The organism is Nocardiopsis sp. LDBS0036 (genome assembly GCF_041228755.1).
GTDB classification, from domain to species: domain Bacteria; phylum Actinomycetota; class Actinomycetes; order Streptosporangiales; family Streptosporangiaceae; genus Nocardiopsis; species Nocardiopsis dassonvillei.
Map to the genome: position 1 here is coordinate 4720023 of NZ_CP141103.1, position 20556 is coordinate 4740578.

Below are 20556 nucleotides of genomic sequence, written 5' to 3' on the forward strand. Positions count from 1 at the left end.
CCCGGGAGCGGGCTCAGCCGCCCTCCCGGGGCCCTCGCGGGGGTTCTCGCCCGCCGTCTAGCGGGAAGCGCCGTCCGCTTCGCCGCCGCCCTTCCCGCGCTTGGCCTCCAGGCGCTCGGCCAGCTCGTCACGGGTGGTGAGCTCCTCGTCGATGCGCCCGGTCCGGTAGCCCACGCGGGCGGCGATGTGGCCCGCCACCGGGACGGTCACGATCTGGAACAGCGCCACCAGCAGCAGCGTTCCGGCGCTGAAGACGTTGGTCTCCACGGGGATCAGCCGGATGCCGATCCCCACCAGCACCAGCAGCAGTCCCAGGATCTGCGGCTTGGCGGCGGTGTGCATGCGCGAGAGCAGGTCGGGGAAGCGCAGCAGGCCCACGCCCGCCACGAGCGAGAGCATGGCCCCGGCCAGGACGCACAGGAGCGCCACCCAGTCCAGGACGGTGATCAGCTGGTCGCTCACGAGGTCTCCCCCTTCTCCGGCCGCTCCGAGTCGGGGACCGCGTCGGTGGGCGTCGCTGAGGTCGGATGGGCCTCGGTCGGCGTGGCGATGTGCTCCTGGTCCTCGTGCGCCCGCCGCGCGACGAACTTGGCGATGCTGACCGAGCTGACGAAGCCCAGCAGGGACAGGACCAGCAGCGTCGGCAGGACCGTGGGGTCGCGGGTGAAGGCCGCGTAGGCGCCCACGCCGGCCAGCGCCGAGGCGAGCAGCACGTCCACGGAGATGGCCCGGTCCAGGATGCCCGGACCGATGAGCATCCGGGTCACGCTCAGCAGCGCGGCCAGGCCGAGCATGACGCCGATGACGATCCACAGGACGTTCACGGTCTCCCCCTCCCCCCGCCCAGCACGGGCTCCCCGGCCCGCAGCGCGGCGATGTCCTCACGGGTGCCCAGCGCCATCACGATCCGCTCCTCCAGGTGCAGGACGTCCTCGCGCCCCTGCTCGATCGAGCCGTCGTCGTCCGCGCCCAGCACGTGCACGTACAGGGTCCGGTCCGGCTGGCCGACCTCGACGATCACCGAACCCGGGATGATCGAGCTGGCGATCGACACGCACACCTGCATCAGGTCGGAGTCGGTACGCAGCCGCACCTCCACCACCGAGCTGTGCACCCGTCCGGGCGTGAAGGTCTGCACGGTCACCCGGAAGCTGGCCCAGACCATTCGGGCGAGCATGTACACCAGCAGCCGGACCAGGTACAGCGGCCGGAACCGGAACCCCGGGGAGATCGGCGGCAGCGGGAACACCAGCATGATCACCACCGACACCAGGAAGCCCAGGACCAGCAGGCCCAGCGACTCCGGCCGCAGATGGAAGGCGTCGAAGAGCAGCATCCACACCAGGGTCATGCCGAGTGCCACCGGGATCTGCACCTTGCCCAGGCGCCTGCGCAGCGCGGTCAGGCCGATCCGCTTCTTCTCCTGCAGGCCGTTCACCGGTCGCCTCCCAGAACCGCCTCGATGTAGGGGCCGCGCGCCTGGAGCTCGACCGCCGCGTCCGAGGAGTACTCGATCAGCGGTCCGGCCAGCACCGTCAGGGCGATGCTGAACACCACCAGCGCCACCGTGGCGCCGACCATACTCCTGGGCAGGACGACGGACGTGACCACGGGCGTGGCCGCGGTCGAGGTGTCGCCCAGGCGGGAGGACGGACCGACCGCCTCGCCGGGGCCCAGGGCCGCGGTGGAGGGGTCGTCGGTCTCGGTGTCCTCCAGCACGGTGCCGGGCTCGGCCACCATGCCCTCGGAGGGCGTGCGCCAGAACGCGTAGTTCCACACCCGGGCGATGACGTACAGGGTCAGCAGGCTCGTCAGCACCGACGCGCCCACCAGGGCGTAGGCCAGCGGCGTGCCCGCCTCCACCCCGGCCTGGATCAGGCCGAGCTTGCCGAGGAAGCCCGACAGCGGCGGGATGCCGCCCAGGTTCATCGCCGGGACGAAGAACAGGACCGCGAGTATCGGCGCGATCCGCACCAGTCCGCCCAGCTGGTCCAGCGAGGTGGAGCCGCCCCGGCGCTCGATCAGACCCGTGATGAGGAACAGCGTGGTCTGCACCGTGATGTGGTGCGCGACGTAGAACACCGCGCCCGCCATGCCCTGCTCGCTGCCCAGGGCCACACCGAACACCATGTACCCGATGTGGCTGATCAGCGTGAACGACAGCAGACGCTTGATGTCGGTCTGCGCGACCGCGCCGAGGATGCCCATGATCATCGTCGCCAGGGCGACGACCATCAGCAGGTCGTTGAGCTGGTCGCCCGGGAACAGCAGGGTCTGGGTGCGGATGATCGCGTACACGCCCACCTTGGTGAGCAGGCCCGCGAACACCGCCGTGACCGGCGCGGGCGCGGTCGGATAGGAGTCGGGCAGCCACGCGGCCAGCGGGAAGACCGCCGCCTTGATGCCGAAGGCGAACAGCAGCACGACCTGGAGGACCGCCCGCAGGTCCGAGGACAGCTCGGGCAGCCGCTCGCCGAGCTGGGCCATGTTCACGGTGCCGGTCGCGCCGAAGACCAGCGCGATGGCGATGAGGAACAGCACCGACGACACCAGGGACACCACGACGTAGATGGCGCCCGCCCGCATCCGGGACTGCGTGCCGCCCAGGGTCAGCAGCACGTAGCTGGCCGTCAGCAGGATCTCGAACCCGACGTACAGGTTGAACAGGTCACCGGCCAGGAAGGCGTTGGAGACGCCCGCCACCAGGATCAGGTAGGTCGGCTGGTACACCGACAGCGGTGCCACCTCGGCCTTGCCCGCCATGCCCTGGCCGATGGAGTACACCAGCACGGCCAGCGTGATCGCCGCCGACACCGTCACCATCAGCGCGGAGAGCCGGTCGGCGACCAGGGTGATGCCGATCGGCGCCTCCCAGCCGCCCACCTGCACGACCTGCGGGCCGTAGGCGTGGGAGCCGAGCATCAGCACGAGGCCGATGACCAGCACCAGGGCCAGCGAGATGACGCTGAGCGCCTGCTGGAGCCGGGGCCAGCGGATGCCGAGCGCCAGCTTCACCCCGGCCGCGAACAGCGGGAGCACCACCGGCAGCGGGATGAAGTAGTGCAGCAGACCGACGAAGTAGTCCGTCCCCATGGTCACTCGCTCCCTTGCAGGTCGCTGTCCTCGGCGCGGGCCAGGCGCTCGCGTTCGGCCCGCATGGTCTGGCGCGCCTGCCTGCGCTGCGAGCGGATGCGGCGGCGCAGCTCGCGCCACAGCTCGCGCTCGGCGGCGCGGTCCGCCCGCCTGTGCTCGCGCAGGCGCCTGCGCCCCTGGCGGATGCGCCCGCGCAGCTCCTGGACCTGGGCGGTCATCGACTCCGCGCGGTCGCTCAGGCGGCGCATGGTCTCGCGGGACTGCTCGTCCGGATCGTTCTCCTCCGCCTCCAGCTCGTAGCGGGCCAGTTCGGCCTGCGCCCGCGCGATCTCGGCCTTGATGCGGGCCTGCTCGGCCAGCTCGCGGGCGTCGGCGGTGGCGATGGTCGCCTGGAGTTCGGCCCGCTGGCGGCGGATGTCGGCCTGGAGCCTGCGGCGCTCCTTGAGGAAGCGCTGGCGCACCGCGCGGCGGCCCTCGCCCTGGACGATGCGCAGGTCCTCCGCGTCGTCCTGGACCTCGTCGTTGCCCTCCAGCTGCCAGTTCCGGTAGGCCATGGCCAGCAGGAAGGCGGTGATGCCGAGGGTGATGACGATCGCCGTCAGGATCATCGCCTGCGGCAGCGGGTCGGTCATCTCCTCCGGTTCGGTGAACCACAGGACCGGCGGCCCGCCGGGCTCGCCCGCCATGGACAGGATCATCAGGTTGACCCCGTTGCTCATGACGATGAAGCCGAGCAGCACGCGGGTGAGGCTGCGCTCCAGCAGGAGCACGACGCCCACCGCGACCAGGACGCCGACGATGACGACCAGGAGCAGGCTGGGGGACTCGTTCACGAGATGACCTCCTCGGGGCGTTCGGGTCCCCCGGTCCTGGCCTGGGCCTCCGAGTGCGCGGCGTCCCGCTCGATCTGCTCGTCGATGCGGGCGCCGAGGCTGCGCAGGATGTCGAGGATGAGCCCGATCACCAGCAGGTACACGCCGATGTCGAAGAGCATGGACACCGTGACGTGGGCCTCGCCCAGGATCCAGAAGTCGATGTAGGTGTCGCCTCCCGCGAGGACGTCGGTGCCGAAGACGGCCCCGCCCAGCGCGGTGCCGGTGGCCACGGCCAGGCCCGCGCCGATCAGCGCGCCCGGCTGCACCCACGCGGTGGCGTACAGCTCGAACCGGCCTCCGGCCAGGTAGCGGACGATGAACGCCAGGCCCGCGACGATGCCGCCCGCGAAGCCCCCGCCGATGGCGGTGTGGCCGGTGAGCAGCAGGTACACCGAGATCACCATGATCACGGGGAACAGGAAGCGCGAGACGACCTCGAAGATGACCGACCGGCGCTCGGTGGGCAGGGCGTCGGCGCCCGGCAGCCAGGTGCGCGCCCACCGGGGCTCGACGTGCATCCTGCGGGGGGCGAACCGCAGGCCGCCGAGGTCGAGTCCGCGCTGGCCGTCGGCGGGCGGCGGCGGTTCGGTGACCGACAGGGCCATCACCCCGCCCGGCGTCTTGCGCGGCTGGGCGCGGCGGCGCACGAACATCAGGCTGGCCACGCCGGCGGCCGCGGCGGCGAGCACCGAGATCTCGCCCATGGTGTCCCAGGCCCGGACGTCGACCAGCAGGACCGAGATGATGTTGTAGCCGCCCGCCTCCTCGGCCGCGGCCGGGTAGCCCGCCGAGATGGAGGGCTCCTGGCGGCCCGCGAGGGCGAACCAGGTCATCGCGGCCACCAGGACTCCGGTGGCCGCGCCCAGGGCCAGGTTCCACACCCGGCGCCCGCGCAGCGCGGGCGCCGAGAAGCGGGCCGGGAAGCGGCGCAGCACCAGCACGAAGACCACCAGGCTGACGGTCTCCACGAGGAACTGGGTGAGCGCGATGTCGGGGGCGCCCATCAGGTAGAACAGGGCGGCGACGCCGTAGCCGCCGGTGCCCACGAGGATCACCGCGAACAGGCGGCGGCGCACGAACAGCGTCAGCAGGGCGGACGCGCCGATGATCAGGACCGGGATGATCTGGACCGGGCTGTCCCACAGGCGCACCGCGGGGTAGTCCCCCTCCCAGATCCGGCCGCTGACCATCCACCACCCGGCGGCGACGACCAGCGTGACCAGGATGGTGCCGAGGTAGACCGGCAGCGAACCGCGCTGGGTGCCGCCGGTGACCTGGAGGGCCAGGTTCTCCAGCGCGGCCAGCATCCGGCGGTAGACCCGGTCGGCGTCGGGCAGCGCGGTCCGCGTTCCCGCCCACACGATCTCGTGGCGGAACCGGAACAGCGCCAGGCCGCCCGCGACGCACACCGCCGACAGCAGCAGGGGCAGTCCCAGGCCGTGCCACAGGGCCAGGTGCTTGGCGTAGTCGCCCTCGGCGACGGGGACGGTGTCGGCGTACACGGCCAGGAAGGGGTCCACGAGGGTGGAGAGCAGGCCGCCGAGCAGGCCGAGCCCGGCCAGGACCGCGGCGGGCGCCTGGAGGAGCGGGCCGGGGGCGTGCAGCGGGGTGGCCGGGACGTTCTCCTTGTCCCAGAAGGCGCCCCACAGGAAGCGCAGGCTGTAGGCGACGGTGAAGGTGGAGCCGATCACGATGCCCGCCAGGACGGCGATGTCGGCGCCTCCGCCGTGCTCGAAGGCGCCGAAGGCCAGCTCCTTGGCGGCGAACCCGAGGGTGGGCGGCAGACCCGCCATGGAGGCCAGAGCCACGACCGAGGTCCAGAAGGTCACGGGCATGGAGGAGCGCAGGCCGGACAGCTCGCGCAGGTCGCGGGTCCCGGTGCTGTGGTCGATGACGCCGACCACGAGGAACAGCGGCGCCTTGAACAGCGAGTGCGCGATGAGCATCGAGATCCCGGCCAGGGCGCCGGCCTGGGTTCCGGCGCCCAGCAGGGTGATGAGGAAGCCCAGCTGGCTGATGGTGCCGTAGGCCAGGACCAGCTTGAGGTCGTACTGGCGCAGCGCCTTCCAGCCCGCGAGGACCATGGTGAGCGTGCCGAAGAACAGGGCCGTGTACTTCCACACGGCGACGTCGTGGAAGGCGGGGGTGAGCCGGGCCACCAGGTAGACGCCCGCCTTGACCATCGCCGCGGCGTGCAGGTAGCCGGAGACCGGCGTGGGGGCGCGCATGGCGGCGGGGAGCCACAGGCTGAACGGCAGCAGGGCCGACTTGGACATCGCGCCGACCATGATGAGCACGAGCGCGACGTTGACCAGGGCGCCGGCCGGCGGCGAGGCGACGATCTCGGAGATCACGTAGGTCCCGGCGGTCTCGCCGAGCATGATCATGCCCACGAGCATCGCCAGTCCGCCGAAGGTGGTGACGGTCAGGGCCGTCATCGCCGCCCGGCGGCTCTCCTTCAGCTCCGTGCTGTGCCCGATGAGCAGGTAGGAGAAGACCGTGGTCAGCTCCCAGTAGACGAAGAGCTGGATGAGGTCGTCGGCCAGCACCAGGCCCAGCATGGCCCCGGCGAAGGCGACGAACACCCCGGCGAAGCGGGCCAGACCGGGTTCGGAGTCGTCGAAGTAGCGGGCGCAGTAGATCAGGATCAGCGCGCCCACGCCCGCGGCGATGAGCGTCATCACCAGGCCCAGGGCGTCCATGTACAGGCCGAGCCGGAGGGAGAACTCCGGTGCCCAGGGGATGGAGACGGCGAGGGTCTCGCCGCGCATGATCGCGGGGATCTGGAAGAGGGCCCAGAGGGTGGACACACCCGGGACGACGGCGAGCGCGAGGAAGGCGTTACGGCCCCACTGGCGCACCAGTAACGGCGCGATCGCAGCTGCGATGAAATGCGCGATCAGCACTGTTGTCAATGCGCCCCTCCCGGACCTGTCCGGGCCCGCCCTGGTGTCGGACGGACGTCCACTGCCCCGCACCGTGTCCACAACCGGTCAGTGGACGGGAGGTGTCGCTACGGTTTGTGGGGGCATGGATGTATGTGAACTTGCGTGCCTTAGCTATTTAATAGCTAGACTACACAAACGTCAAACCACCGCGCGGATTGTGGACCCGCGGTGCCCGCCCAGCATGCGAGGACCGTTTCGTGCCCGACGAGACCCACGAACCCCGTGCCGAACAGCACGGTTCCGAGCTTGAGGAGTTCCAGCGCGCCTGGACCGAACTCATCAACGCGGCTCTCCACGCCCGCTCGCGCAGCGGTCACGGTCACCGGGGTGCCGAAGATCTCACTCTGACGCAGGCGCTCCTGATGGAGGCGGTGCGCGGTATGGACAGCCCCAGCGTCGGCGCCGTCGCGCACATCGTCGGTGTCTCGTCCCCCTCCGCCACCCGCATGATCCAACAGCTGGAGCGCAAGGGCATGATGGCGCGCCGCCGCTCCGAGCGCGACGAGCGCAGCACCGTGGTGACCCTCACCGAGGAGGGCGAGCGGGTGCTCGCGATCCGCCGCAGGGACATGGAGCGCAAGCAGCGCCAGGTGTTCGACGCCATAAGGCCGTCGCTGCGCCCGATGGTGCTCACCCTGCTGCGCGACCTGCGCGAGGCCCTCGACGAGACCTGAGGCGCCCGGGGCCGGCGGGGTCCCCGGTACGGGCCCGGAGCCCCCGCCCGGGGGGCCTCTGCCGTCGGCAGATCTGCCCCGGGCCGAAACGGTGGAAGTCTCCCTCCCCGCCGCCGCAGGCTGGGATCACCGGCCCACGGGGGCCGGGGAAGGGAGAGTGCCATGCCGACCCATGTCGCCGCCTCGGACGAGACCTCCGGCGGTGCCTTCGACGACCAGCTGGCCACGCGCCTGCTGCGCAGCCGCATCGTGCTGCTGGGCACGCAGGTGGACGAGGCCAGCGCCAACCGCGTGTGCGCGCAGATCCTGCTGCTCGCCGACGAGGACCCGCGCAGGGACATCACGCTGGCCGTCAACAGCCCCGGGGGCTCGGTGTCGGCCGGACTGGCCATCTACGACGTGATGAACTTCGTCCCCAACGACGTGTCCACCCTGGTCATGGGGTTCGCGGCCAGCATGGGCCAGTTCCTGGCCTGCGTCGGCACGCCGGGCAAGCGCTACAGCCTGCCGCACGCGCGGATCATGATGCACCAGCCCTCCGGGGGCCTGGGCGGGACGGCCGCCGACATCGCCATCCAGGCCGAGAACCTCGCGCACACCAAGCAGACCATGGTGCGGCTCATCGCCAAGCACACCGGCCAGACCGAGGAGACCATCTCCCGGGACCAGCACCGCGACGCCTGGTTCACCGCGCAGGAGGCCAGGGAGTACGGGTTCGTCGACCACGTGGTCGCGTCGGTCGCGGAGATGGACGGCGGAGGCATTCGGCTGGGCGCCGGGGCACCCGGGTTCGCCACGTACGTGAAGGGGGAGGACCGGTGAGCGGTCGTTACACGGTGCCGATGGTGGTGGAGCGCACGCCCCACGGCGAGAGGTCCTTCGACGTGTTCAGCCGACTGCTGTCGGAACGGATCATCTTCCTGGGCACGCCGATCGACGACGACGTCGCCAACGTGGTGATGGCGCAGATGCTCCACCTCGACTACGAGTCGAGCGAGACCGACATCCAGCTCTACATCAACTCGCCGGGCGGCTCGAACACCGCGCTGACCGCCATCTACGACACCATGCGGTTCGTGCGCGCGGACGTGGCCACGGTGTGCATGGGCCAGGCGGCCTCCGCCGCGGCGGTGCTGCTGGCGGCGGGCACGGCGGGCAAGCGCACGGCCCTGGAGCACGCGCGGGTGCTGCTGCACCAGCCCTCCGGGGAGGGCCAGGGAGTGGCCGCCGACCTGGAGATCCAGGCCGAGGAGATCCTGCGGGTCCGCTCGCAGGTGGAGGAGATCCTGGCCCGGCACACCGGGCAGACGCAGGAGCGGCTGCGCGCCGACACCGACCGGGACAAGATCTTCACCGCGCAGCAGGCGAAGGAGTACGGCCTGGTGGACGGGATCATCACCACCCGCCAGGCGCACCCGGCGACGGGGAGGACCGCCGCCTAGGGGACCGTCCGGGGCCGGGGGCAGGCCCCCGGCCCCGGGGCCCGCCCCCTCAGGCGGCCAGCGACAGGACCCGGGCCTGGTGGGCGGGCGCGGTGGCGGGCCGGTAGTCGCCCAGACCGGTGCCCGTCCGGGTCAGCCGGGCTGTCACGGTGCGCTCGTACAGCCCGCCCAGCACGTCGGACAGGCTCAGCCCCAGGGAGCGGTAGACGGCGGCGAGCACCTCGGAGGAGGCCTCCTTGCGCCCGCGCTCGATCTCGGACAGGTAGGGCAGCGAGACCTGGGCGTCCTCGGCCACCTCGCGCAGCGTGCGGCCCTGTTCGTTGCGGGTGCGCCGCAGCAGGTCGCCGATGAGGTCGCGCATGAGGGGTTCCGGCGGCTCCTCGGCGCGCCTGCCCGCGCGGGCCTCGTCCAGGGAACTCAGGACGTCGGTCATCGGGCCTCCACGGTTGTCGTGCGCGACGGTCTCACCCGACGAGCCTACGCCGCCGCGGTCTCGCGGGGGAGTGCGTCCACAGGCGTTCTGCGAAGGGCAGAACCGTCCGGGCCGCGCGTGCGTCGCATCCGCTGTCGGGCACCCCGGCCCCCGCGCCGCGGGGCCGACGCCGCGGCCGAGGAGAGCCGGTGCCCCCGAGGAGAGAGGCCAGGGTTGTGGACACGACCGCCAGGACAGCCGGAACAGGGAGCCCGCCCCGGGAGGAGTTCTCGACCGCGCGCAGGCGCGTGCTGCGCACGCGCAGCCTCATCGCGCTCGGCGTCTACGCGCTGACCTGGGCCCTGGTGTTCGTGGTGCTGGCGACCGCGCACTCCATGGGCGCGCTCGCCGTCTCCCAGGACGGCATGGCCTCCGTGCTGTTGGTGAGCCTCCTGCTCGCACCGGTGCTGCTGTGGCTCGTGGTCAAACCGCTGCACGTGCTCGGCCGCGCGCTGACCCGCTGGCTCGGCGGCCACCGGGTGCTCTGGACGACGCTGCTGGTCGTGGCGGCCCTGGCCCTCGGGGTCGCCGCCCTGACCGCGCTCACGGCCGACCCCGCGCTCGGCGCGGTCGCCGCGGGGGATCTCGTCACGCCGCTGGCCGAGGGCGTGGCGCTCCTGTCCGCCGCCGCCCTGGTGGCGCTGCCGATGACCGTCCTCTACGCCGCCCTGCGCGTGGACCGGCCGATGCCCGAGTCCATCACGCGCGGCCTCCTCGCCCTGGCCCTCCAGGCGGTCGCGAACTGGTAGTCGGCCAGGCCACGGCCGGGCACGGAACGCGCAAAGCCTTGGTGCCGGGCGCGTGTCCCGCGTGTTTTCGCCGTCACCGAGCGGGCAGGGGGTGAGGGCGTCAACATCCGGGAGGAACAGATGGAGATCACCGGAATCATCAGTGCGATCATCGTCGGCCTGATCGTCGGCGCACTGGGACGCCTCATCGTCCCCGGCAAACAGCACCTGCCGATCTGGCTGACCCTGGTCCTGGGCATCGTGGCCGCCTTCATCGGCGGTTGGATCGCCGCGGGGCTCTTCGGCGCCGGGTGGATCATCACGCTGATCATCCAGGTGCTGGTGGCCGCAGCGATCGTCTACCTCGCCGACGGCTTCTACTCCAGGGGAGCGAAGGGCCGCACCGCCTGACCCCGCGGCCGACGAGGTCCGGAGAGGCACCGCCGCCGCACCGGAGGCCGACCCGCGAGGTCCGCCTCCGGGCGGCGCCGTCCCGTGCCGCTAACCGAGCGCCTCGTCCACGCCCACGGCCCGGCCCAGGCGCACGGAGGCCTCGGCGGCCTCCAGCACGGCCACCACATCCCGGCCGAAGCGCACGTCGCAGGGGTCGCCGACCTCTCCTTCCACCTGTGCCAGCAGCCGGTCGACCGCCGTGCCGAACGCCTGCACCGGGCTCCGGTCGCCGCCGGGCACCGGCACCCAGCCCCGATCGCCGTGCAGCACGACCTCGAAGGCCTTGGCCTCGGGCGCGGCGTCCACGGTCACCGCGAACGAGCCGACCGCGCCGCTCTCGTGCCGCGTGAGCATGTGCACGGTGTCGCGCGGCCCGGCCATCGCCGTCACCTGCGTGACCGGGCCGAGCACGGGCAGCACCAGCGACAGCACGTGCGGGCCCACGTCCCACAGGCCGCCCTTCTGCTGACGCCAGCGCGAGCCGCCGTAGGGGTTGCCGGGCTCGAAGATCGAGGCGAACAGCGTCGCCCGCACGCCGTGCCAGCCGCCCTCCGCCGCGGCCGAGTCCACGAAATCCACCACGTTGTCCGAGAAGCGGCTGGTGAAGAAGACCACCGACGCCAGCCCGCGCGCCTCGGTCTCGGCGACCACCGCGTCCGCCGCCAGGGTCGACAGCGCCAGCGGCTTGTCCAGCAGCAGGTGCTTGCCCGCCCGGGCGGCGCGCAGGGCCAGGTCGCCCTGGATGTGGGGCGGCAGCGCGATCGCCACGGCGTCCACGTCGTCCAGCAGCGCCTCGAAGTCCTCGTACGCCCGGGTCCCGTAGCGTTCGGCGAGCGCCGCCGCCTTGACCGCGTCGCGTCCCCACACCCCCGCCAGGGTGGCGCCGGGGTGGGCGTCCAGCGCCGCGGCGTGCGTCTCCGCGGCCCAGTAGCCGGTGCCCAGCAGACCGAACCTGAGTCCCATGCGTGCTCCCTCGTCCCTTGTGTCCACCGTCTCACCATTGTCCATGGAAGCGCTCCCACACTCCCGGTCGGGGCCGATCGCCCGCGGCTCCCCGCCCGGCGCCTCAGGGGTGCAGACGGCGCGCCCCCGCGGACGGCAGGGCACCGAACGCGGCCGGTTCCTCGAAGCCCCGCTCCCGGTAGGCCTCCAGCACCGCCTTCCCGCAGGCCTCCACGCGCCCGGTCTCCACCAGGGCGACCACGCACCCGCCGAAGCCGCCGCCGGTGATCCTGGCCCCCAGCGCGCCCGCGGCCAGCAGCGCGTCCACCGCGGTGTCCACCTCGGGCACGCTCACCTCGTAGTCGTCGCGCAGCGAGGCGTGGGAGGCGGTGAGCAGCGGCCCCACCTCCCGTGTGCGCCCGGACCGGAGCAGGTCCACGGCCCGCAGCACCCGCTCGTTCTCGGTCACCACGTGGCGCACCCGGCGGCGGGACACGTCGTCGGGCAGCGCGGCCAGGGCGCCCGGCAGGTCGGTGACGTCGCGCAGGGCCGCCACCCCCAGGACGCGCGCGGCCTCCTCGCACGAGCGGCGGCGCTCGGCGTAGGCGCCGTCCACGTGCCGGTGCGGGGCGCGGGTGTCCACCACCAGCACGGTCAGCCCGTCCGCGGAGGGGTCGAAGGGCACCTGCTCGGTCTCCAGGGTGCGCGTGTCCATGAACAGGGCGTGCCCCTCGGTGGAGAGCATGGACGCGGACTGGTCCAGGATCCCGCAGGGCATGCCCACGAAGTCGTTCTCCACCCGCTGGGCCAGCCGGGCCACCCCTCCCGGCGCGAGGTCGGCCCCGTACAGGGAGGCCGCGGCCATGACGGCCGCGCACGACAGCGCGGCCGACGAGGACAGGCCCGCCCCGCTCGGGATCGTGCTGTCCACCAGCAGGTCCAGCCCGTCCACCGGGTGGCCCTCGTCCCGCAGGACCCACAGCGCCCCGGCGGGGTAGGCGGCCCACCCCTCCACCGCGCCGGGGACCAGGTCGCCCACCGGGCCCGCGTACTCCTCCGGCGACTGCCGGGAGAGCAGCCGCACCCGCCCGTCCGTCCGCCGGGCGGCCGAGGCCGTCAGCGCGTGGGGCAGGGCGAAGGGGAGCACGAACCCGTCGTTGTAGTCGGTGTGCTCGCCGATGAGGTTGATCCGCCCCGGCGCGGTCCACACGCCCTCGGGCCCGTACCCGAACGCCGAGTGGAACGCGGTCGTCACGTCGTCCACGAGGTCCTGCCTTCCTGCTGTGCGATGGGGGTCAGGCCGTGCCGCGCCGCGCCAGGACGAACTCCCAGGCGTCGGCGACGGTCTCCTCCAGCGTGCGCACCGGCGTCCAGCCCAGCTCCTGACGGGCCCGGTCGTTGGCCGCGACCAGGACGGCCGGGTCGCCCGCGCGGCGCGGGCCGTCCACCACGGGCACCGGGCGGCCGGTCACTCGCCGGACCGCCTCGATCACCTCGCGCACGCTGTGCCCGCCGCCGGTGCCCAGGTTGTGGACGCGGAAGACGCCCGGGCGCACGCTCTCCAGGGCGCGCAGGTGCGCGTCGGCCAGGTCGGCGACGTGCAGGTAGTCGCGCACCGCCGTTCCGTCCCGGGTCGGGTAGTCGGTGCCGAACACGCTGGCGTGCCCGTCCCCCTCGGCGGCCACCCGCAGCAGGTTCGGCACCAGGTGCGTCTCGGTCTCGTGCCGCTCCCCGAAGCCCAGGTGCGCCCCCGCCACGTTGAAGTAGCGCAGGCTCACCGCGCCGACACCGTGCGCCGCGGCCCACGACTCCAGCATGTGGTCGACGGCGAGCTTGCTCGCGCCGTAGGGGCTGGTGGGCACCGCCGGGTCGGTCTCGCGGATCGGCGCGTCGCCCGCGGGGTCGCCGTAGACGGCGGCGCTGGAGGAGAACACCACGCGCCCCACGCCGTGGCGCCGCACGGCCTCCAGCAGGGCCAGCGTCCCCGACACGTTGGTGTGCCAGTACTTGCCCGGGTCCGCCACCGACTCGCCCACCAGGGACTTGGCGGCGAAATGCAGCACGGCGTCCACGGACGGGTCCAGCACGTCGGCGGCCTCGCGCACGTCGGCCACCACCAGCCGGGCCCCCTCGGGCACGGCGTCCGCGTGCCCGGTGGACAGGTCGTCCAGGACGGTCACGGCGTGGCCGGCCCGCAGCAGCAGGGCGGTCACCACGCTCCCGACGTATCCGGCGCCCCCGGTGACGAGCAGCCTCACGGCGCGACCTCCCGCAGCCGCTCGGCGACGGTCTCGGGCGCGACGTCGCTGATGAACGCGCCCATGCCGGACTCGGTTCCGGCCAGGTACTTGAGCTTGCCCGGCGCACGCCGCACCGAGAACAGCTCCAGGTGCAGGTGGGCCAGGTCGCGCCGGTCGCGCACGGGCGCCTGGTGCCAGGCGGAGATGTAGGGCAGGGGCGCGTCGTAGAGCGCGTCGAAGCGGCGCAGCAGGTCCAGGTAGAGGCGGCCGAAGTCCTCGCGCTCCTCCTCCGACAGCGCGGGCAGGTCGGGCACCTGCCGGTGCGGGTACAGGTGCACCTCCACGGGCCAGCGGGCCGCGGCCGGGACGAAGGCCGTCCAGTGCTCGGTCCTGGCCACCACCCGGATCCCGGCCTCCTGCTCGGCGCGCAGCACGTCGGCGAACAGCGAGCCGCCGGTGCGCTCGCGGTACTCCTCGGCGGAGTCGAGCATCCGCCGGGTGCGGGGGGTGACGAAGGGGAACGCGTAGATCTGTCCGTGCGGGTGGTGCAGGGTCACCCCGATCTCGGGCCCCCGGTTCTCGAAGCAGTACACCTGCTCCACGCCCGGCATCGCCGACAGCGCCTCGGTCCGGTCGATCCAGGCGGCCATGACCGTGCGGGCCCGCTCGGGGCCCAGGTCGGCGAAGGACGCGTCGTGGTCGGAGCCGAAGACGAGGACCTCGCAGCGGCCCGCGGCCACGCGCCGGGACGGCTCCAGCTCCCCGACCCCCTCCAGGGCGCGACCGTCATCGCGCACCAGCGAGGGGAAGCGGTTCTCGAAGGCGACCACGTCGTAGGAGGCGGCCGGGACCTCGGTCAGGCGCCCCTCCGCCGAGGGGCACAGCGGGCAGTCGTGGCTGGAAGGCAGGTGGGTGCGGCCCTGCCGGTGGGAGGCCACCACCACCCACTCGCGCAGCAGGGGGTCGAAGCGCATCTCCGCGCCCGTCGCGGACGGGGGCAGCTCGCGCAGGTCGGGCGCGGGTTCGCGGGCGGTGTCGCCCTCGTCGAAGTAGACGATCTCGCGGCCGTCGGCCAGCCGGGCCGAGGTCCTCCTCATCCGTCCTCCCTCTTCCTCGGTCGCACGTCGGCGACCACCAGGCGGCCCACGTGCTCGGTCAGCGCGGCCCGGACGGCCGGGTCGGTTCCGGAGTCGGTGACCAGCACGTCGCAGCGGTCCAGCGGCGCGATGGTGCTGATCCCGACCGTGCCCCACTTGCTGTGGTCGGCGGCGACCACGAGGGAGGCGGCGGCCTCCACCAGGGCGCGGTTGGTCTCGGACTCCATGAGGTTGGGCGTGGTGAACCCGGCGCGCTCCTGCATGCCGTGCACGCCCAGGACGAGGACGTCCAGGTTGAGGCCGCGCACGGAGGCGAGCGCGAGCGGGCCCACGAGCGCGTCGGAGGGCGTGCGGAAGCCGCCGGTGAGCGCCACGGTCTGGTCGGGCCGCGCGGCCCGGTGGAACACCTCGGCCACGCGCAGCGAGTTGGTGACGACCGTCAGCCCCGGCGTGTCGGTGAGGTACTCGGCGACGGTGGCGGTCGTGGTGCCCGCGGACAGGCCCACGGCGCTGTGCGGCTCGACCAGCTCGGCCACGGCCCGCGCGATGGCGTGCTTCTCGTCCTCCTGACGGGTGGACTTGGCCTCGAAACCGGGCTCCTCGGTGCGCGCGCCCTCCGGTGCCACGGCCCCGCCGTGCACCTTGCGCACCTCGCCCCGGCTCTCCAGGGCGTCGAGGTCGCGGCGCACGGTCATGTCCGACACCGAGAGGCTCTCGACCAGGTCGGCCACCCGCACCGCCCCGCTGCGCCGCACCTGTTCGAGGATCAGCTCCTGCCGTTGCGCAGCCAGCATCCGCCCCCCAGGCATGATCGAAAATGTGGGAATGTGTTGGATCCAGTGTTCCAGGTTCCCCTCCGGTGTCAATGGTACCCACCCTCTTGCCGGAAAACTGTTGGAAAACGTTGGGACCTGTTGACAGAGCCGGGGGTGCGTGTCGAACATATTAAAACGTTCGTGTGACCCCCTTCACATCAGTTCACCCCCTTCGAAGGAGGCCCCCATGCACCACGGACCACCGGGATCGTCGGGACCGCCCGGCCCGCCGGGCCTGAGGCGCCGCACCCTGCTGCGCGGTCTGGTCGGCGCCGGAACGCTGCTGGCCCTGCCCTCCCTGGCGGGCTGCGGAGCGGGCCGGCGCGGGGACCCGAACCTGGTCACCCTCGCCTCCAACCGGGCCAACCCCGCCCAGCGCGAGGCCGTCGCCGAGAGCGTCGGGCTCTTCGAGGCGGACTCCGGGCTGACCGTGGAGGTCAACACCTTCCAGTCCACCGCCTTCCAGGAGAGCGTCAACAACTACCTCCAGGGCACCCCGGACGACGTCATCGGCTGGTTCGCTGGCTACCGGACGCGCTTCTTCGCCGAACGCGGCCTCATCAGCGACGTCTCCGAGGTCTGGGACCGCCACTTCGGGGACGTCTTCACCGACCAGGTGCGCGGGCTGTGCACGGCCGACGACGGCAAGCAGTACATCGTCCCCGACTCCACCGCGCCCTGGGCGGTCTTCCACCGCAGGAGCGTGTTCGAGGAGCACGGCTACGAGGTCCCCGCCACCCGCGCGGAGTTCGAGGAGCTGTGCGTGCGCATGCGCGCGGACGGGCTCGAACCCCTCGCCTCGGGCATCCGCGAGGGCTGGCCCGCGATGGGCATGTTCGACCACCTCAACCTGCGGCTGAACGGCCCCGAGTTCCACCTGGAGCTGCTCAACGGCGACCACTCCTGGGACTCCGCCGAGGTCAGGAGCGTCTTCGGCACCTGGGCCGAGCTGCTGCCCCACCACCAGCCCGACCCCCTGGGCCGGGGGATCAACGAGGCCCAGACCGCCCTGGTCCGGCGCGAGGCCGGGATGATGCTCTGCGGCATGTTCATCACCCACGTCTTCCCCGAGGGAGAGGACCTGGACGACCTGGACTGCTTCGCCTTCCCCGAGTTCGACCCCGCGATCGGCGCCGACGCCGTCGAGGCGCCCATCGACGGGTTCATGCTCTCCGGGGACCCGCGCAACCCCGACGGGGCCCGCGAACTCGTGGGGCACCTGGGCACCCTCCGGGCCCAGGAGATCTACACCGCCATCGACCCGCAGGCGCTCCCCACCCACCTGGACGCCGACACCAGCGGGTTCAGCGCCCTCGACGCCAAGGTCAACGACATGGTCGCCAACGCGGGAGCGCTCACCCAGTACATGGACCGGGACACCCGTCCCGACTTCGCGTCCGTCGTCATGATCCCCGCGCTCCAGCGCTTCCTCGAACAGCCGGACGACATCGCCGACCTGACCGCCAGCATCCAGCGCCAGAAGGTCTCCATCTTCGGCGGCTGAACCAGAAGGGAGAGCAGGTGTGGTGTCGAACGCCCCCTCACCGCCTCGAAACCCGACCCCGGGGTCCGCGCAGGCCCCGCCCGGCCGGTCCCCGCGCGCACGCGGGAGCATGCGCCACAGCCGAGGGGACCGGATCGCCCTCGGCCTGATGCTGGGCGTGCCCGCCCTGCTCGTGGTGGGCCTGGTCTGGCTGCCCGCGATGGCCACGGTCGTCCTGTCCTTCACCCGCTGGGACGGCATCGGCGGCCTGGACACCATCGAGTGGATCGGGACGCGCAACTACACGGACGCGTTCACGATCTACCCGCCCTTCGCACCGGCCCTGCGCAACAACCTGGTCTGGCTGGTAGCGCTGTTCGCGGTCCCCACCCTCCTGGGGATGTTCCTGGCGGTGCTGCTCGACCGCGAGCTGCGCGGCGGTTCGGTCTACCGGAGCGTCTTCTACATGCCGGTCGTGCTGTCGCTGGCCCTGGTCGGGTTCATCTGGCAGCTCGTCTACTCCCGCGACCAGGGGCTGCTCAACGCCTTCCTCGCCGTGGTCGCCGACGTTCCGCCCGTGGACTGGTTCGGCGACCCCGAGATCAACCTGTACGCGGTCCTGGTCGCGGCCGGGTGGCGGCACACCGGCTACATCATGCTGCTCTACCTGGCCGGGCTGAAGGCGGTCGACCCCTCCCTGCGCGAGGCCGCCGCGATCGACGGCGCCGGGCCGGTGCGCACGTTCACCAGGGTCGTCTTCCCGACCCTGCTGCCCATCAACCTGGTCGTGCTCGTCGTGACCGTCATCGACGCGCTGCGCGCCTTCGACATCGTGTGGATCATCAACCGCGGCCGCAACGGCCTGGAGCTGATATCGGCGCTGGTGACCTCCAACGTCATCGGCGAGGCCAGCCGGGTGGGCTTCGGCTCGGCGCTGGCCGTGGTCATGCTGGTGATCTCGCTGGTGTTCATCGTCGTCTACGTGTCCACCATGCTGAGAGGGGCCTACCGGTGACCGCCACGACCCTCCCCGACGCCTCCCGGCGGCACCGCCGCCCCAGGGTCCGCCCGGCCCGGCTGGTGCTGCACGCCTTCCTCGGCGCCACCGCGCTGGCCTGGTTCTTCCCCATCCTGTGGGCGCTGGTCAACTCGCTGCGCGACTACGAGTACACCGCCCTGCACGGCTACCTCTCCCTGGGCGGGTTCACCCTGGACAACTACGCGCGGGCGTGGAACGAGGGCGAGCTGCCCGGCTACTTCTGGAACTCGCTGGTCATCACGGTCCCGGCCGTGCTGCTGACCCTGTTCCTGTCCTCCTGCGCGGCCTTCGTGCTCTCCAGCTACTCGCGCGGGTTCAACCTGACGATGCTCGCCGTGTTCCTGGCCGCGAACCTGCTCCCGGCCCAGGCGCTGCTCGTCCCGCTGTTCCGGCTCTACACCTCCATTCCCCTGCCGTACTGGATCAGCGAGTCCGGCTCCCTCTACGACAGCCACATCGGCGTGGTCCTCATCCACACCGCCTTCCAGATCGGGTTCTGCACGTTCGTGCTGAGCAACTTCATGAAGGCCATGCCCGCCTCCCTGCTGGAGGCGGCCAGGGTGGACGGGGCATCGGTCTTCCAGCAGTACTGGAGGGTGGTGCTCCCGCTGTGCCGCCCGAGCCTGGCGGCCCTGGCCACCCTCCTGGTCACCTGGATCTACAACGACTTCTTCTGGGCGCTGGCGCTGCTGTCCAGCGGGGACAAGCTGCCCATCACCACCGCGCTCCAGAACCTCCAGAGCGCCTTCTTCGTCGACTACAACCTGCTCTCGGCCGGGTCGGTCATCGTCGCCCTGCCCACGCTCGTCGTGTTCTTCGCGCTGCAACGCCACTTCGTCGCCGGACTCACCCTGGGAGCGAGCAAGGGTTGACTTCCTCTCCTGCCGGAAGGCAGGAGATTCCGGAACCACCTACCGGTGGTTCGAGGCCAATGCCTCGTCACGGGTCGCCCCGTGGCCTTCCTGTTTCGTCGCCGGTCGCCCCGTCCGGGAGGACTCCCGTTGAGGTCTCACACCAGCTCCGCAGGCAACAACCGCCAGCCCGGCGGCTTCGAGATTGTTCGCCGCATTCACATCACGGTCATGAGTGATCCCGCACCCGGGGCACGTCCACTCCCGCACGTTCAACGGCAGCGACGCGTGCACGTACCCGCATCCGGGGGTCGAGCACGTCTTGGAGGAGGGGAAGAAGCGGTCCACCACGACCAGGTCGCGTCCGTACCAGGCGCACTTGTACTCCAACATGGTGCGCAGCTCACGCCAGGCCGCATCCGAGATCGCCCGGGCGAGCCTGCGGTTCTTGACCAGGTTGCGCACCGTCAGGTCCTCGATCACGACCACTTGGTTCTCGCGGACGAGTCGGGAGGTGAGCTTGTGCAGGAAGTCGCGCCTGCGGTCGGTGATGCGGGCGTGCACCCGCGCCACCTTCCGGCGGGCCTTGTCCCGGTTCGCGCTGCCCTTGGCCTTGCGGGCCAGCGCCCGCTGGGCGCGGGCCAGCCTGGCGCGGTCGCGTTGCTCGTGGCGGGGGTTGGCTACTTTTTCCCCGGTCGACAACGTCACCACGGAGGTGATTCCGGCGTCGACGCCGACCGCGTTGTTGACGGCCGGGGCCGACGTGATGGTGTCCTGGCACAGGAGCGAGACGAACCAGCGTCCGGCCGCGTCCCGCGAGACCGTCACCGTGGACGGCCGTGCCCCTTCGGGCAGGGGCCGCGACCAGACGATGTCCAGGGCTTCGCTCATTTTGGCCAGGGTCAGGTGGCCGTCGCGGTAGCGGAACCCGGACCGGGTGTACTCCGCCGAGGCACGCGACTTCTTCTTGGACTTGAACCGCGGATACCGCGCGCGACGGTCGAAGAAGTTCCGGAAGGCGGTGTGCAGGTGGCGCAGCGTCTGTTGCAGCGGGACGCAGGAGACCTCGGTGAGGAAGGACAGCTCCTCGGTCCTCTTCCATGCGGTGAGCATGGTCGAGGTGTGGGAGTAGCCCACGCGTTCCTGGTGCTGGTGCCAGGCGGTGCTGCGTTCGGCCAGAGCGCGGTTGTAGACCAGGCGCACGCACCCGAACGTGCGCGACAGCTCGGCCGCCTGCGCATCGGTCGGGTAGAAGCGGTACCGAAACGCCCGCTTCACGCTCTTGTTGGTCATGGAACACACCGTAGCGACCGCTCTGCGATCGCGTGAGCCGAATCCAACACAAAGTCACGAGAAGGGAGAGGGCGTTTCCTCCCCGCCCTGAAGGGCGGGGTCTCCACGCCC

Annotated in this window: 21 protein-coding genes; 8 read left to right on the top strand and 13 right to left on the bottom strand. The window is 71.9% G+C overall.

Translation table 11 applies throughout. The annotated features are described in order from the left end of the window. Nucleotides 1-57: 57 nt before the first annotated feature. The 6 genes from mnhG to UIS43_RS20085 are packed head-to-tail and all read right to left on the bottom strand — an operon-like array spanning nt 58 to nt 6874. Nucleotides 58-462, bottom strand: a complete 405-nt coding sequence (mnhG, locus tag UIS43_RS20060) for a monovalent cation/H(+) antiporter subunit G (RefSeq protein ID WP_013155879.1) — start codon at nt 460-462, stop codon at nt 58-60. After that, the gene (locus tag UIS43_RS20065; protein WP_013155880.1) at nt 459-824 is read right to left on the bottom strand and encodes a monovalent cation/H+ antiporter complex subunit F; all 366 of its coding nucleotides are present in this window, start codon (nt 822-824) and stop codon (nt 459-461) included. The genes mnhG and UIS43_RS20065 overlap by 4 nt, the downstream gene beginning before the upstream one ends. Then, nucleotides 821-1438, bottom strand: coding sequence for a Na+/H+ antiporter subunit E (locus tag UIS43_RS20070; RefSeq protein ID WP_071621096.1), 618 nt, complete (start codon nt 1436-1438; stop codon nt 821-823). Before UIS43_RS20070 ends, UIS43_RS20065 begins: the two co-directional genes overlap by 4 nt. Then, entirely contained in the window at nt 1435-3093 is a 1659-nt protein-coding gene (locus tag UIS43_RS20075) for a Na+/H+ antiporter subunit D (RefSeq protein ID WP_013155882.1), read from the bottom strand. The genes UIS43_RS20070 and UIS43_RS20075 overlap by 4 nt, the downstream gene beginning before the upstream one ends. Before the next feature lie 2 nt (nt 3094-3095). Continuing rightward, entirely contained in the window at nt 3096-3926 is an 831-nt protein-coding gene (locus tag UIS43_RS20080) for a Na(+)/H(+) antiporter subunit C (protein ID WP_013155883.1), read from the bottom strand. Then, nucleotides 3923-6874 (bottom strand): Na+/H+ antiporter subunit A, encoded by a 2952-nt coding sequence (locus UIS43_RS20085; protein ID WP_041553371.1) that lies wholly within the window; start codon nt 6872-6874, stop codon nt 3923-3925. The genes UIS43_RS20080 and UIS43_RS20085 overlap by 4 nt, the downstream gene beginning before the upstream one ends. A gap of 239 nt (nt 6875-7113) precedes the next feature. Between UIS43_RS20085 and UIS43_RS20090 the strand changes: the two genes are divergently transcribed. From UIS43_RS20090 to UIS43_RS20100, 3 genes are all read left to right on the top strand, one after another. After that, nucleotides 7114-7590, top strand: coding sequence for a MarR family winged helix-turn-helix transcriptional regulator (locus UIS43_RS20090; RefSeq protein WP_013155885.1), 477 nt, complete (start codon nt 7114-7116; stop codon nt 7588-7590). A gap of 162 nt (nt 7591-7752) precedes the next feature. After that, nucleotides 7753-8412 carry a ClpP family protease gene (locus UIS43_RS20095; protein WP_013155886.1) on the top strand — a complete coding sequence of 220 codons (660 nt, stop codon included), beginning with the start codon at nt 7753-7755 and terminating at the stop codon, nt 8410-8412. Then, nucleotides 8409-9032: an ATP-dependent Clp protease proteolytic subunit gene (locus UIS43_RS20100; RefSeq protein ID WP_013155887.1), complete on the top strand. Its 624-nt coding sequence runs from the start codon at nt 8409-8411 to the stop codon at nt 9030-9032. Before UIS43_RS20095 ends, UIS43_RS20100 begins: the two co-directional genes overlap by 4 nt. Nucleotides 9033-9081: 49 nt before the next feature. Here UIS43_RS20100 and UIS43_RS20105 read toward each other — a convergent pair whose 3' ends face one another. Next, a complete protein-coding gene (locus UIS43_RS20105; RefSeq protein WP_013155888.1) occupies nt 9082-9465 on the bottom strand; it encodes a helix-turn-helix domain-containing protein in 384 nt (127 codons plus the stop codon). 188 nt (nt 9466-9653) lie between these two features. Here UIS43_RS20105 and UIS43_RS20110 point away from each other — a divergent pair, with 188 nt between their 5' ends. Continuing rightward, nucleotides 9654-10253: a hypothetical protein gene (locus UIS43_RS20110; protein ID WP_013155889.1), complete on the top strand. Its 600-nt coding sequence runs from the start codon at nt 9654-9656 to the stop codon at nt 10251-10253. 120 nt (nt 10254-10373) lie between these two features. After that, nucleotides 10374-10643 (top strand): GlsB/YeaQ/YmgE family stress response membrane protein, encoded by a 270-nt coding sequence (locus UIS43_RS20115; protein WP_013155890.1) that lies wholly within the window; start codon nt 10374-10376, stop codon nt 10641-10643. Nucleotides 10644-10733: 90 nt separating this feature from the next. Here the strand turns inward: UIS43_RS20115 and UIS43_RS20120 are convergent, their stop codons facing one another. The 5 genes from UIS43_RS20120 to UIS43_RS20140 all read right to left on the bottom strand — a co-directional run bounded on the left by UIS43_RS20120 (nt 10734) and on the right by UIS43_RS20140 (nt 15758). After that, on the bottom strand, nt 10734-11648 hold the full coding sequence (locus UIS43_RS20120; RefSeq protein WP_041553373.1) for a Gfo/Idh/MocA family protein: 915 nt from the start codon (nt 11646-11648) through the stop codon (nt 10734-10736). A 103-nt stretch (nt 11649-11751) separates the two neighbouring features. After that, nucleotides 11752-12891, bottom strand: a complete 1140-nt coding sequence (galK, locus tag UIS43_RS20125) for a galactokinase (RefSeq protein WP_071621101.1) — start codon at nt 12889-12891, stop codon at nt 11752-11754. Nucleotides 12892-12922: 31 nt separating this feature from the next. Next, complete coding sequence (gene galE / locus UIS43_RS20130) at nt 12923-13885, bottom strand: UDP-glucose 4-epimerase GalE (protein WP_071621103.1); 963 nt, start codon at nt 13883-13885, stop codon at nt 12923-12925. Then, nucleotides 13882-14964 carry a galactose-1-phosphate uridylyltransferase gene (gene galT / locus UIS43_RS20135; RefSeq protein WP_013155894.1) on the bottom strand — a complete coding sequence of 361 codons (1083 nt, stop codon included), beginning with the start codon at nt 14962-14964 and terminating at the stop codon, nt 13882-13884. The genes galE and galT overlap by 4 nt, the downstream gene beginning before the upstream one ends. Next, complete coding sequence (locus UIS43_RS20140; protein ID WP_019609372.1) at nt 14961-15758, bottom strand: DeoR/GlpR family DNA-binding transcription regulator; 798 nt, start codon at nt 15756-15758, stop codon at nt 14961-14963. The genes galT and UIS43_RS20140 overlap by 4 nt, the downstream gene beginning before the upstream one ends. Before the next feature lie 208 nt (nt 15759-15966). Here UIS43_RS20140 and UIS43_RS20145 point away from each other — a divergent pair, with 208 nt between their 5' ends. From UIS43_RS20145 to UIS43_RS20155, 3 genes are all read left to right on the top strand, one after another. Continuing rightward, nucleotides 15967-17283 carry an ABC transporter substrate-binding protein gene (locus UIS43_RS20145; RefSeq protein ID WP_370011273.1) on the top strand — a complete coding sequence of 439 codons (1317 nt, stop codon included), beginning with the start codon at nt 15967-15969 and terminating at the stop codon, nt 17281-17283. Between the two features lie 109 nt (nt 17284-17392). After that, nucleotides 17393-18277, top strand: a complete 885-nt coding sequence (locus UIS43_RS20150; RefSeq protein WP_358169403.1) for a sugar ABC transporter permease — start codon at nt 17393-17395, stop codon at nt 18275-18277. Continuing rightward, nucleotides 18274-19173, top strand: a complete 900-nt coding sequence (locus tag UIS43_RS20155) for a carbohydrate ABC transporter permease (RefSeq protein WP_013155898.1) — start codon at nt 18274-18276, stop codon at nt 19171-19173. Before UIS43_RS20150 ends, UIS43_RS20155 begins: the two co-directional genes overlap by 4 nt. Nucleotides 19174-19212: 39 nt before the next feature. Here the strand turns inward: UIS43_RS20155 and UIS43_RS20160 are convergent, their stop codons facing one another. Beyond that, the gene (locus UIS43_RS20160) at nt 19213-20445 is read right to left on the bottom strand and encodes an RNA-guided endonuclease InsQ/TnpB family protein (protein WP_370011277.1); all 1233 of its coding nucleotides are present in this window, start codon (nt 20443-20445) and stop codon (nt 19213-19215) included. Nucleotides 20446-20556: the final 111 nt, after the last annotated feature.

Bases quoted from the DNA above. Each gene is read 5' to 3' on its own strand.
- UIS43_RS20075 (WP_013155882.1), bottom strand. From the start codon at position 3,093: ATGGGGACGGACTACTTCGTCGGTCTGCTGCACTACTTCATCCCGCTG.
- UIS43_RS20095 (WP_013155886.1), top strand. From the start codon at position 7,753: ATGCCGACCCATGTCGCCGCCTCGGACGAGACCTCCGGCGGTGCCTTC.
- UIS43_RS20105 (WP_013155888.1), bottom strand. From the start codon at position 9,465: ATGACCGACGTCCTGAGTTCCCTGGACGAGGCCCGCGCGGGCAGGCGC.
- UIS43_RS20115 (WP_013155890.1), top strand. From the start codon at position 10,374: ATGGAGATCACCGGAATCATCAGTGCGATCATCGTCGGCCTGATCGTC.
- UIS43_RS20120 (WP_041553373.1), bottom strand. From the start codon at position 11,648: ATGGGACTCAGGTTCGGTCTGCTGGGCACCGGCTACTGGGCCGCGGAG.
- galT (WP_013155894.1), bottom strand. From the start codon at position 14,964: ATGAGGAGGACCTCGGCCCGGCTGGCCGACGGCCGCGAGATCGTCTAC.
- UIS43_RS20140 (WP_019609372.1), bottom strand. From the start codon at position 15,758: ATGCTGGCTGCGCAACGGCAGGAGCTGATCCTCGAACAGGTGCGGCGC.
- UIS43_RS20145 (WP_370011273.1), top strand. From the start codon at position 15,967: ATGCACCACGGACCACCGGGATCGTCGGGACCGCCCGGCCCGCCGGGC.
- UIS43_RS20150 (WP_358169403.1), top strand. From the start codon at position 17,393: ATGCGCCACAGCCGAGGGGACCGGATCGCCCTCGGCCTGATGCTGGGC.
- UIS43_RS20160 (WP_370011277.1), bottom strand. From the start codon at position 20,445: ATGACCAACAAGAGCGTGAAGCGGGCGTTTCGGTACCGCTTCTACCCG.